General features: G+C 74.1%; 9 protein-coding genes and 1 riboswitch. Of the genes, 1 reads left to right on the forward strand and 8 read right to left on the reverse strand.

Going from position 1 to position 11,067, the window contains the following annotated elements; genetic code table 11:
* Positions 1 to 51: 51 nt before the first annotated feature.
* Positions 52 to 1,296: a cytochrome P450 gene (locus tag ESG85_RS16895; protein WP_128980117.1), complete on the reverse strand. Its 1,245-nt coding sequence runs from the start codon at positions 1,294 to 1,296 to the stop codon at positions 52 to 54.
* 231 nt (positions 1,297 to 1,527) lie between these two features.
* Between ESG85_RS16895 and ESG85_RS16900 the strand changes: the two genes are divergently transcribed.
* A complete protein-coding gene (locus tag ESG85_RS16900) occupies positions 1,528 to 2,706 on the forward strand; it encodes a steroid 3-ketoacyl-CoA thiolase (RefSeq protein ID WP_128980119.1) in 1,179 nt (392 codons plus the stop codon).
* 171 nt (positions 2,707 to 2,877) lie between these two features.
* On the opposite strand, the gene ESG85_RS16905 is transcribed toward ESG85_RS16900, so the two are convergent.
* The 7 genes from ESG85_RS16905 to ESG85_RS16935 all read right to left on the reverse strand — a co-directional run bounded on the left by ESG85_RS16905 (position 2,878) and on the right by ESG85_RS16935 (position 11,035).
* The gene (locus tag ESG85_RS16905) at positions 2,878 to 3,279 is read right to left on the reverse strand and encodes an aggregation-promoting factor C-terminal-like domain-containing protein (RefSeq protein WP_128980121.1); all 402 of its coding nucleotides are present in this window, start codon (positions 3,277 to 3,279) and stop codon (positions 2,878 to 2,880) included.
* Between the two features lie 330 nt (positions 3,280 to 3,609).
* Positions 3,610 to 4,536 (reverse strand): ECF transporter S component, encoded by a 927-nt coding sequence (locus ESG85_RS16910; protein ID WP_128980123.1) that lies wholly within the window; start codon positions 4,534 to 4,536, stop codon positions 3,610 to 3,612.
* Positions 4,533 to 6,362 carry an ABC transporter ATP-binding protein gene (locus ESG85_RS16915; protein ID WP_128980125.1) on the reverse strand — a complete coding sequence of 610 codons (1,830 nt, stop codon included), beginning with the start codon at positions 6,360 to 6,362 and terminating at the stop codon, positions 4,533 to 4,535. Before ESG85_RS16915 ends, ESG85_RS16910 begins: the two co-directional genes overlap by 4 nt.
* The gene (locus ESG85_RS16920) at positions 6,359 to 7,582 is read right to left on the reverse strand and encodes an energy-coupling factor transporter transmembrane component T (protein WP_128980127.1); all 1,224 of its coding nucleotides are present in this window, start codon (positions 7,580 to 7,582) and stop codon (positions 6,359 to 6,361) included. The genes ESG85_RS16915 and ESG85_RS16920 overlap by 4 nt, the downstream gene beginning before the upstream one ends.
* Positions 7,579 to 8,325: an SCO2322 family protein gene (locus ESG85_RS16925; RefSeq protein ID WP_128980129.1), complete on the reverse strand. Its 747-nt coding sequence runs from the start codon at positions 8,323 to 8,325 to the stop codon at positions 7,579 to 7,581. The genes ESG85_RS16920 and ESG85_RS16925 overlap by 4 nt, the downstream gene beginning before the upstream one ends.
* Complete coding sequence (locus ESG85_RS16930) at positions 8,322 to 9,641, reverse strand: SCO2321 family membrane protein (RefSeq protein ID WP_181019051.1); 1,320 nt, start codon at positions 9,639 to 9,641, stop codon at positions 8,322 to 8,324. The genes ESG85_RS16925 and ESG85_RS16930 overlap by 4 nt, the downstream gene beginning before the upstream one ends.
* 94 nt (positions 9,642 to 9,735) lie before the next feature.
* Positions 9,736 to 9,805, reverse strand: a riboswitch (cobalamin riboswitch).
* 177 nt (positions 9,806 to 9,982) lie between these two features.
* Entirely contained in the window at positions 9,983 to 11,035 is a 1,053-nt protein-coding gene (locus tag ESG85_RS16935) for a Strvi_7410 family MBL fold metallo-hydrolase (protein WP_128980131.1), read from the reverse strand.
* Positions 11,036 to 11,067: the final 32 nt, after the last annotated feature.

Consider the following 11,067-nt stretch of genomic DNA (forward strand, 5'->3'; position numbering starts at 1 on the left):
CTGCTGCGACGCAGGAACGGATCATGCGGTTCCGCACACGGACCGGGAGCTCTACCCCACCCGCACCCGCAGTTCCTTGATGCCGTTGAGCCAGGCCGCGCGCAGGCGGCGCGGGTCGCCCGCGAGGGTGAGGCCGGGCAGCGCGTCGGCGAGCGCGTCGAAGATCAGCTCGATCTCCTTGATGGCGAGGGACTTGCCGAGGCAGAAGTGCGGTCCGCCGCCGCCGAAGCCGAGGTGCGGGTTCGGGTCGCGGGTGATGTCGAAGGCCTCGGGGTTCTCGAAGACCTCGGGGTCGTTGTTGGCGGAGGAGTAGAAGAGGCCGACGCGGTCGCCGCGGCGGATCTTCTGACCGCCGAGTTCGGTGTCCTGGGTGGCGGTGCGCTGGAAGGACACCACGGGTGTCGCCCAGCGGACGATCTCCTCGGCGGCCGTCGCGGGCCGTTCCCGCTTGTAGAGCTCCCACTGGTCGGGGTGGGTGAGGAAGGCGTGCATGCCGTGGCTGATGGCGTTGCGGGTGGTCTCGTTGCCGGCGACGGCGAGGAGCAGGACGAAGAAGCCGAACTCGTCGGAGGACAGGTTGCCCTGGCCCTCGGCGGCGACGAGCTGGGACACGATGTCCCTGGCCGGGCACTCCTTGCGGGCGGCGGCGAGGTTCATGGCGTAGCCGATGAGTTCCATGGCGGCCTCGGCGCCGATCTCCTCGGTGATCGCGTACTCGGGGTCGTCGTACGCGACCATCTTGTTGGACCAGTCGAAGATCCGGGCGCGGTCCTCCTGCGGTACGCCGATGAGTTCGGCGATGGCCTGGAGCGGGAGTTCGACGGCGACCCTGGTGACGAAGTCGAAGGCGCCGTCGGGGCCGGTCTCGGCCCGGGCCTCGGCGACGATCGCGCGGGCGCGGTCGCGCAGCGCGGCCTCCAGCCCGCGGATGGCGCGGGGGGTGAAGCCGCGCTGGACGATCTGGCGGACCCGGGTGTGCTCGGGCGGGTCCATGTTCAGCATGATCAGCTTCTGGACCTCGATCTGCTCGCGCTTGATGTGCTCGTTGAAGCGGATGACGGCGGTGTTCTCCTGGGAGGAGAACAACTCGGGGTGCGTGGAGACGTACTTGACGTCGGCGTGCCGCGTCACGGCCCAGTAGCCCTCGTCGGCGAAGCCGGTGACGCCGGGGGGCTGGGCGCACCACCAGACGGGAGCGGTCTGCCGGAGCCGGGCGAACTCGGGGTGCGGGACACGGCTCTGGAGCAGATCGGGGTCGGTGGCGTCGAACCCTTCGGAGAGGCGGGGGCAGGGCATCGGCAACACACTCCATTATCTGATGGCCCATCAGAAGATGCCGGAAAGGTAGTAACGAGTCCTACAAGGCGCAAGAGAAGGGGTGGGAACTGTTGCGTCCCGGACCCTTGCGTACCCGCGGTAGCAGTCATAAGACTGCACTCGGAACTAGAACGCGTACTAGTTCTACGTGACGTCGACCGGCGAGGGGTGCCGGGACACCCCCCGTCCGGGCGAGGAGAGGACGAGCTCATGGCCGCGGAACCCGTCATCGTCGAAGCCGTACGCACCCCCATCGGCAGGCGCGGAGGCGCCCTCGCCAACCTCCATCCCGCCTACCTCCTCGGCGAGACCTACCGCGAACTCCTCGGCCGCACCGGCATCCCCGCCGACTGCGTCGAACAGATCGTCGGCGGCACCGTCACCCACGCCGGCGAGCAGTCCATGAACCCCGCCCGCACCGCCTGGCTCACCATGGGCCTGCCGTACGAGACCGCCGCCACCACCGTCGACTGCCAGTGCGGCTCCTCCCAGCAGGCCGGCCACATGGTGGCCAACATGGTCGCCGCGGGCGTCATCGACATCGGGATCAGCTGCGGCGTCGAGGCGATGTCCCGGGTCCCGCTCGGCTCCGGCTCCAAACACGGCCCCGGCAAGCCCTGGCCCGACGAGTGGAACGTCGACCTGCCCAACCAGTTCGAGGCCGCCGAGCGCATCGCCCGCAAACGCGGCCTCACCCGCGAACGCGTCGACGCCCTCGGCCTGCTCTCCCAGGAACGCGCCGCCGTCGCCTGGTCCGAGGAGCGCTTCAAGCGCGAGACCTTCGCCGTCCAGGTCCCGACCACGGAGGAGGAGCAGCACGCCGGACAGGGCATGTGGCGGCTCGTCGACCGCGACGAGGGCCTGCGCGACACCAGCATGGAGGCACTGGCCGGGCTGAAGCCGGTCATGCCGGCCGCGATCCACACCGCCGGCAACTCCTCCCAGATCTCCGACGGCGCGTCCGCGATCATGTGGGCCTCCAAGCGCATGGCCCGCGCCCTCAAGCTGCGCCCCCGGGCCCGCATCGTCGCCCAGGCCCTGGTCGGCGCCGATCCGCACTTCCACCTCGACGGGCCGATCGACGCGACCAGGGCGGTGCTCGGCAAGGCCGGGATGTCGCTGAAGGACATCGACCTGGTCGAGATCAACGAGGCCTTCGCGTCGGTCGTGCTGAGCTGGGCGCAGGAGTTCGACCGGGACCTGGACGGACTCGCGAAGGTCAACGTGAACGGCGGCGCCATCGCCCTCGGCCACCCGGTGGGCGCCACCGGCGCGCGGCTGATCGCGACGGCGCTGCACGAGCTGGAACGCACGGACAAGGAGTTCGCGCTGATCACGATGTGCGCGGGCGGCGCGCTGGCGACGGGGACGATCATCCAGCGGCTGTAGCCCCCGCTCGCGGATGGGGTCGCGAGGCCCCGGAACGCCGCGTCGCAGGGCTCCGGGAATCGGACGGCAGAGCTCCGAAAACGCCACGACGGAGCCCCGGAAACGCCGCAGGCCCCGCCCCTCCGTGCGGAGGGCGGGGCCTTGCGGTGGCGCGTCGCGGCGTGGTGACTCTTAGTACCAGCCGTGGGTCTGCCAGAAGTTCCAGGCGCCGTTCGGGGAGCCGTAGCGCTCGTTCATGTACTCCAGACCCCACTTGATCTGGGTCGCGGGGTTGGTCTTCCAGTCGGAACCGGCGGAGGCCATCTTGGAGGCGGGGAGGGCCTGGACCAGGCCGTAGGCGCCGCTGGAGGAGTTGGTGGCGGTGTGGTTCCAGCCGGACTCGTGCTCGACGATCTTGCTGAAGGACGCGAACTGCGCCGGCGGCACGATCTTCCGGGCGATCTCCTGCGGAGTGGCGGCCGAGGCCGTGCCCGTGTTGCCGAGGACCGCGCCGGAGGCGCCGATCAGGACGGCGGCGGAGACGGCGAAGGTCTTCTTGCGGGAGACGGCGCGGGTGGCGATCGAGCGGAACAAAGCGTCATACCTAACGTCGGGGGCAAGGTCGCGCCAGGCGTTTCCGGCATGCCGGAACCAGAGCCCGGGGATCCGGGGACTGGCGGGGAACCGGCCTGCCGAGGCGTGTGCCGTGGTGTTCGCGGTGGCTCTTCACGAACCTCGCTGAGCACCGGCTGCCTGGCGACGTCCACCAGACAAACAGGCCTGCGGCGGCGATGCAACGACCCCCTGTACGAGGAGGATTCGGACCACGGCGACCGGTCCCGGGCGCTCCCGGGACGTACGACCCACCCCGTTTCCGCAGGTCACGTGCGCGTATGGGGTGATATGGGAGGCTCGTCCCGGCTACTACTCCCGTTCGTACGTGACATGGGTCCTATGAGGGGCCTCACCCCGTGAGGCCCTCTCGGGGCCCTCGAATGTGACCTGGGCCTCGAAGTTCGCGCGCCGCGTGGCCCGCCGGAGCGCGCGGAGGAGGGGACCGCCGACCGTGAGGGTGAGGACGGCGGTGAGGAGGGCGCGGCCGAGGTCCCAGCCGAGGGAGGTGGCGAGGACGTACGCGGCGAAACGCACCAGGTTCTCGGCGGCAGGCGCGCCCGGGACGAAGTAGATCCCCCCGGCGCCCGGGTTCTCCCCGCCGCTGACGGTCACCCACCCGTAGAGATTGGTGACCGTGCCGTACGCGAAGGCCGCGACGAAGCCGTACGCGGCGAGCAGCAGGCGCTCGCGCCGGCCGCGCAGCCGTGACGGGCCCGGCAGCAGGCCCGCGCCCATCGCGAACCAGCCCATGGCCAGCATCTGCGTCGGCATCCACGGACCCACGCCGCCCGTGAGCAGCGCGGAGGCGAACATCGTGACCGCGCCGAGGACGAAGCCGAAGCCCGGCCCGAGGACCCGGCCGCTCAGCACCATCAGGAAGAACATCGGCTCCAGGCCGGCCGTACCGGCGCCGATCGGCCGCATCGCCGCCCCGACGGCGGCGAGCACGCCCAGCATCGCCACCGCCTTCGCGTCCATGCCGCAGTCCGCGATGGTCGCCACGACGACCGCGATGAGCAGCGGCAGGATCAGGGCGAAGAGCCAGGGGGCGTCGGCGGCGTGGTCGGTCACGGCGGAGCCGGCGTCGGCGAACAGCGGCCAGCAGATGCCGACGAGCCCGACGAACGAGACGAGCACGAGCGCGGCGACCGAGCGCGGGCCGAGGCGGATGGGGCGGGTGGGGCGGCCGGTGGGCCGGGTGGGCCGGGTCCGGTCGGCGGAGAGGAGGGCCTTCATGCGCGGAGCGCCTCCTGCACCTGCTCGACCGTGAGCCACGGCTCGGGCGCGAGGATCTTCGCGACCTGCGGCGAGAAGGCCGGGGACGAGACGACGACCTCGGCGGTCGGCCCGTCGGCGACCACCTCACCGCCCGCGACGATCACGACACGGTGTGCGAGCTCCGCGGCCAGCTCCACGTCGTGGGTGGCGAGCACGATGGCGTGCCCGTCGGCGGCGAGCGCCCGCAGGTGGGTCACCAGGCGGGCCTTCGCCGCGTAGTCCAGGCCCCGGGTCGGCTCGTCGAGCAGCAGGAGCGGCGGGCGGGCGGTCAGGACGACGGCGAGGGCGAGCGCGAGCCGCTGGCCCTCGGACAGGTCCCGCGGGTGCGTGCCGTCCGCGACGCCCGGCAGCAGCTCCGACACCAGCTCCCGGCAGGTGCCGGGCGCGGCGCCCGCGTCGGCGTCGGCCGCGGCGCACTCCGCCGCGACGGTGTCCGCGTACAGCAGGTCCCGCGGCTCCTGGGGCACGAGGCCCACGTGCCGGATCAGCTCGCGCGGATCGGTGGTGTGCGGGGTGAGTCCGGCGACCCGGACCCGGCCGCCCGTCGGCGCGACCATGCCGACGAGCGCCCCGAGCAGCGTGGACTTCCCGGCCCCGTTCCGCCCCATGAGCGCGACGGTCTCCCCGGCCGCGACCCGCACGGTCACCTGCCGCAGCGCCTCGACCCGCCCGCGACGGACGGCGAGGCGGTCGACGGAGACGAGCGGGCCGGCGGGGGAGGCGGCGGTGCCGGTGCCGGTGCCCGTGCCCGTGCCAGTGCCCGTTCCGGCTGCGGTTGCGGTTGCGGTGCCGACGGGGCGCGTACGGCGCCGCCGGAACAGGGAGAACCTCGGCACAGGCGCCTCCGCGACCGCCCCCGCACCCACGGCCGCGGCGCCCGGACCCGGATCCACAGCCTGACGCGCAGCCCCAGCCGCAGCCCCAACCGGAGCCGCAGCCGCAGCCCCAGCCGCAGCCCCAGCCGGAGCCGGAGCCGGGGACCGGGACAGGCGGGCCTTCAGGGGGTCGGAGGCCCGTCGGGCGTCGCGGACGGAGAGGGGAAGAGGGGACCAGCCCGCCAGGCGGCCCAGGGCGACGACCGGAGGGTGGACCGGGGACACGGACATGATCTCGGCGGGCGGGCCCAGGACCGCTTCCGGCAGGAGCAGGACCTGGTCCGCGTACTGCACCACCCGCTCCAGGCGGTGCTCCGCCATCAGGACCGTCGTGCCCAGGTCGTGGACCAGGCGCTGCAGCACCGCGAGCACGTCCTCCGCGGCCGACGGGTCGAGCGCCGACGTCGGCTCGTCGAGGACGAGGACCTTCGGGTGCGGCGTCAGCACCGATCCGATCGCGACCCGCTGCTGCTGCCCGCCCGACAGCGTGGCGATGGGACGGTCGCGCAGTTCCGCGAGGCCGAGCAGGTCGAGCGTCTCCTCGACGCGCCGCCGCATCACCGACGGCGCGAGCCCCAGCGACTCCATGCCGTAGGCCAGCTCGTCCTCGACCGTGTCGGTGACGAAGTGCGCCGCCGGGTCCTGCCCGACCGTGCCCACCAGATCCGCCAGCTCACGCGGCGGATGCGTCCGCGTGTCCCGCCCGTCCACCGTCACCCGGCCGCTCAGGGTGCCGCCCGTGAAGTGCGGGACCAGGCCCGAGACGGCGCCCAGGAGGGTCGACTTGCCGACGCCCGACGGGCCGACGAGCAGCACGAGCTCGCCCTCGGGCACGGTCAGGTCGACGTTCTTCAGCGTGGGTTCGGCCTCGCCGTCGTACGCGACCGACACGTTCTCGAAGCGGATCACGGGCGCGGACTCTCCTTGCGTGCCTCGTCTACGTCACGTACGTCCTTTGGCGCGGGGCTCCCACCGGCCGCGGGCGCCGTCGGTGCCACGGGCGGCACCGGCGCCACGAACGCCGGCAACAGGCCGACCAGCACCGAGACGGCCGGCCACACCGGCAGCGCCGGCGCCTCCAGCGGTACGACCCCGGGGTGCAGCGCCTCCGGCACGGCCGCGCCGGTACGGATCACCAGCACCGCCACCGCCACCCCGGAACCGGCGACCAGCCACGCCCGCACACCCCACCGGTCCGGCCGGTAGCGCGTGCGCACCGCCCTGCGCCCGCCGAGCCGCAGCCCCGCGACCGCCGCGACGAGCCCCGCCACGCACAGCGGCAGCCCGTACCCGGCGCCCTGCGCGGCCAGCAGGCCGTACGAGCCGGCGCACACGCCGAGCAGCCCGCCGAGCGTCAGCGCGTTGGTCGTGCGCCGCACGGCGGGCGGCACCTGCGCCGTACGGCCGTACCCGCGCGCGTCCATCGACGCCGCAACCGCCACCGATCGCTCCAGCGCGCCCTCGATCACGGGCAGCCCGATCTGCAGCAGCGCCCGCACGCCGCCGGCCGGCCGGCCGCGCAGCCGGCGTGCGGTGCGCAGCCGCACCACGTCGGCGACGAGGTTCGGCGCGAACGTCATGGCCACGACGACGGCGACCCCGGCCTCGTACAGCGCCCCCGGCAGCGACTTCAGCAGCCGGGAGGGATTGGCGAGCGCGTTCGCCGCGCCCACGCAGATCAGCAGGGCGGCCAGCTTCAGCCCGTCGTACAGCGCGAACAGCAGCTGCTCGGCCGTGACCCGGCCGCCGAACCGGATTCCCTGCGCCCAGTCGGGCAGGGGCACTTCGGGCAGCGTGAACAGCGGGTGCGAGCCGGGGATCGGCGAGCCGAGGAGCAGCGAGAAGAGCACGCGGAGCCCGACCACGAAGAGACCGAGCTTCACGAACGCGCCGTACGAGCGGGCCCAGGGCGCGTCGGTACGGCGGGCGGCGACGACATAACCGGCGACGCCCACGATCAGCCCGAGCAGCAGCGGATTGGTGGTCCGCGACGCGGCCACGGCCAGCCCGAGCGCCCAGAGCCACCAGGCACCGGGGTGCAGCGCGTTGGCCCGCGTGGCGGCCGGCGCCCGCAGGCGCGCGGCCGGCCCGGGCGCCTCCGCCTGCCCCGCCGGCGGTCTCGCGGTCATCGGCCGCGGCGGCGGGCCTGCCAGACGCCCGCGGCGCCGAGGAGGAGCACGGCGGCTCCGCCCGCGACGAGACCGAGGGACGGGCCACCGGTGTCCGACGAGGCCGACGAGGAAGAGGAGGAAGAGGAGGAAGAGGAGGCGGACGGGGCGGGCTCCGCCGTCGGCTTCGTGCCCGGCTTCGTCCCCGGCGCGGTGTCCGGCAGCGTCACCTGCTCGCCGCAGCCCTGCCGCGGGTAGCCGGAGATGCCGCACAACAGCGCGTTGCTGTCGTACCGCAGCGGCTTGGCGACGGCCGCCAGTGCCTCCGCGGCGGTGGCCTCCTCCCGTACGCGCGGGCAGTCGGTCCGTACCGCCGGAATCGGCGGGGTCTCGCCGGTCGGCGCGTCCTCGGCGCCGCCGAAGTCGACGACCACGGCGACCCGCTTCGTCCCGTCCTTCTTCCCGACGCCCGCGCAGATGCGGGCGAAGTCGGGGGCGGCGGAGGGCTGGGTCGCGTCGGCGGCGTCACGGCTGACGGCGAAGCGGAAGCCGACGACGTCGCCGTCCTCGGGCCGGGCGAGCGCCGGGCCCAGGGAGGCGTAGCCCCACTTCCCGACGGCGCCGGAACCGGAACCGGCGGTCGTGCCCGAGGCCGGGCCCTCCCAGAAGGACCAGTAGCGGTAGCCGGACTCCGCCCCGGCGGGCGCCGCGACGGCGAGCGTCAGGATCGCTGCGCCGACGCCCGCGGCGAGCCGGGTCCTCACTTCTTGCGGCCGCTCAGAAGGAAGCCGATGCCGACGCCGACGACCGTGCCGATGCCGATGATCCACCACAGGTCGAAGCCGCCCTCGTCCTCGTCGGCGCCCGCGGACGCCTGCGAGTTGTCGGGCGCCTTGGGCTCGGGGCCGGTGGCGTTCAGCTTCTTCAGGAGGTCGACCGTGCCGAAGGCGCGCGGGTCGGTGTCCATGGCGTGCGCGGCGAAGACCAGCTGGGCGTAGGCGGCGGGGCCGTTGGTCTCGGCCCAGGTCGCGGCGTTCTTCTCGAGCCAGGCCAGCGCGCCGCCGGCCTCCTTCTTGGCGCCGGAGGCGGCGAGCGCCACGACGGCGTCGGCGGTGTTGCCGTAGTCGGGCAGCTCGGCGGGCTCGGCGGCGCCGGGCATCGGGGGCGCGACGAGGTGGCCGGTCTTCGCGAGCTGCGCGGCGAGGTAGGAGGCGCCGTTGAGGGCGGCCCGCTCGGGCGTGGGCTTGCCGGTCTGGTCGGTGCAGACCGGCTTCTGCTCGGGGTCCGCGCCGCGGGCGGTGATGCCCTTGCCGAGGCCGGCCAGGGTGGCGGCGGCCGTGGCGTCGGCGTTGGCGAGGAGCTTGCCGTTCTTGTCGGGCTGGTAGGCGAAGGCGCCCCCGGCACCGGCCGCGGTCTTGTCCGTCGTGCCGGCGGCGGCCTTGTCCGCCTCGCCGCCCGCGGCCTTCTCCGTCCCACCGGTGCACGGCAGGGCGAAGGTGAGGAGCGCGTCGTACGGGGTCTTGCCGTCGGCCGACTTCACGAGGCCGGGGCGGACGCCGGAGGCGGCGAAGGCGCCGATGACGATCGAGGTGGAGTTGGCGTCGCTGGGGCCGCCGGGCATGTAGCCCCAGCCGCCGTCCTTGTTCTGGACGCTCTTCAGCCACTCGACGCCCGCCTTGACGGCCTTGTCGTTCTTCGCCGGGGCGACGGACTGGCGCTTCACCGCGCCGAGGGCCTGGACGGCGGCGGCGGTGGAGTTGCTGTCCACCATGGTCGTGGCGTCGCAGGCCTTCGCCGGGTCCGGGCGGTACGCGGCGAAGCCGCCGTTGGCGCACTGCTGGCCGAGCAGCCAGTCCACGGCCTGGTCGGCGGGCTGGATCCCGGAGGTGCGCTGCGCGAGGAAGGCGAGCGACTGCCGCCAGACGCCGTCGTAGGTCGGGTCGGACGTGCCGTAGAGCCCCGCCGGGACCGTGACGGGCGAGGGGGTCGGCGAGGGCGCTGCGGCGGCCACTCCGGCGGCGGTGGTGCTGAGCACGGCACCGGCCGCGAGTGCGGCGGCGGCGCGGCGAACGCTGATCATGGGTCCCTCTCTGCGGGCACCGGACACCGGCACCCCGGGGGGCCAGCCTCCGGCGCCGTATTCCTCGACGGTGCCGGCGCTCACGTCCCGTACCGGGCATTCCGACTCGCCACTCGGGGTGGCTCACGGCTGCGGGTCAGTGCCGGATTCCCACCGGCTTCCCCCCGCACGGGCATGACGACGACCGCCCACTTTACCGGCCTGCCGCCGGCCGCTCCCGGAGCCGTACGTCACACCGCCGGGCGCGCCCCGCCAGGTGCGCCGCGTCACACCGCCAGGTACGCGCCCGCCACCCGCTGCCGTGTCACACCGTCAGGTACGCGCCCGCCACCGCTGCCGCGTCACACCGCCACGTACGCCACCGGGTCGGTGCCGGCCACCGGCTCGGCGCGGCCCAGCTTCACCAGGCGGCGGACGTGGGCCTCGGCCTCGCTGACGGCGATGTTGCGGGAACCGTACGGGATGCGGTCCCAGGGACGGTTCCACTCCATGCGCTCGGCGAGCTGCCACGGCGTGAGCGGCACGACGAGCAGGGCCAGCAGTCCGGTGAGGCGTTCCTCGTGGTGGGCGAGGAGCTCGCGGACCCGGCCGGCGGCGTCGGTGAAGGCGTGCTGGTGGGCCGGGAGCACCTCGGCGACGCCGAGCCGGCCGATCCGCTCCAGCGAGTCGAGGTAGTCGCCCAGGGGGTCGGTCCCGGTGACGTCGTCGGGGTCCTCGTACAGGCCGATGTGGGGGCTGATGCCGGGCAGCAGGTGGTCGCCGGAGAACAGCCGGCCGTGGCCGGGCAGCCCGGCCGGATGGGCCTCCTCCAGGTGGAGGCAGACGTGGCCGGGCGTGTGGCCCGGCGTCCAGACGGCGCGGAGCCGGCGGCCGGCCAGGTCGAGGAGCTCGCCGGGCACGATCTCGCGGTCGGGCAGCGCGGAGCGCAGTCCGGGCAGCGTCCGCATCCGCCCGCCCGCGGCCCGGGCGGCGCGCAGCGGGGCGGTGTGCTCGTCGGGCGCGCCGACGGCGGCGAGCTTGCGGGCCAGGTAGTCGAGCCAGGTCCCGGGCTCGGCGTCGCGGGTGCGGCGGACGACGGCGATGTCGGCGGCGTGCATGGCGATCCAGGCGCCGGACTCCTCGCGCACCCTGCCGGAGAGGCCGTGGTGGTCGGGGTGGTGGTGGGTGACGACGACGCCGTGGACGTCGGCGGGCGAGAGGCCCAGAGCGCCGAGCCCGGCCGAGAGCTCGCCCCAGGACTCGGGATCGTCCCAGCCGGTGTCGACGAGTACGGGCCCGCGGTCGGTGTCGAGGACGTGGACGAGGGTGTGCCCGAGCGGGTTGTCCGGGATCGGCACCCGCAACGACCAGACGCCCCCGCCGTGTCGGGTCACCGCTTCGGTCACCTCGGTCATGGCGCCCTCATCTCGAGTCGGCTCGGTCCCGG

The sequence above is a fragment of the Streptomyces roseicoloratus genome (genome assembly GCF_004117935.1).
Classification (GTDB): Bacteria; Actinomycetota; Actinomycetes; order Streptomycetales; family Streptomycetaceae; genus Streptomyces; species Streptomyces roseicoloratus.

What these genes read in the sequence shown, in the direction of transcription:
- ESG85_RS16920 (WP_128980127.1), bottom strand. Translation starts at nt 7,582, where the DNA reads ATGACCGCGAGACCGCCGGCGGGGCAGGCGGAGGCGCCCGGGCCGGCC.
- ESG85_RS16900 (WP_128980119.1), top strand. Translation starts at nt 1,528, where the DNA reads ATGGCCGCGGAACCCGTCATCGTCGAAGCCGTACGCACCCCCATCGGC.
- ESG85_RS16895 (WP_128980117.1), bottom strand. Translation starts at nt 1,296, where the DNA reads ATGCCCTGCCCCCGCCTCTCCGAAGGGTTCGACGCCACCGACCCCGAT.
- ESG85_RS16910 (WP_128980123.1), bottom strand. Translation starts at nt 4,536, where the DNA reads ATGAAGGCCCTCCTCTCCGCCGACCGGACCCGGCCCACCCGGCCCACC.
- ESG85_RS16935 (WP_128980131.1), bottom strand. Translation starts at nt 11,035, where the DNA reads ATGACCGAGGTGACCGAAGCGGTGACCCGACACGGCGGGGGCGTCTGG.
- ESG85_RS16930 (WP_181019051.1), bottom strand. Translation starts at nt 9,641, where the DNA reads ATGATCAGCGTTCGCCGCGCCGCCGCCGCACTCGCGGCCGGTGCCGTG.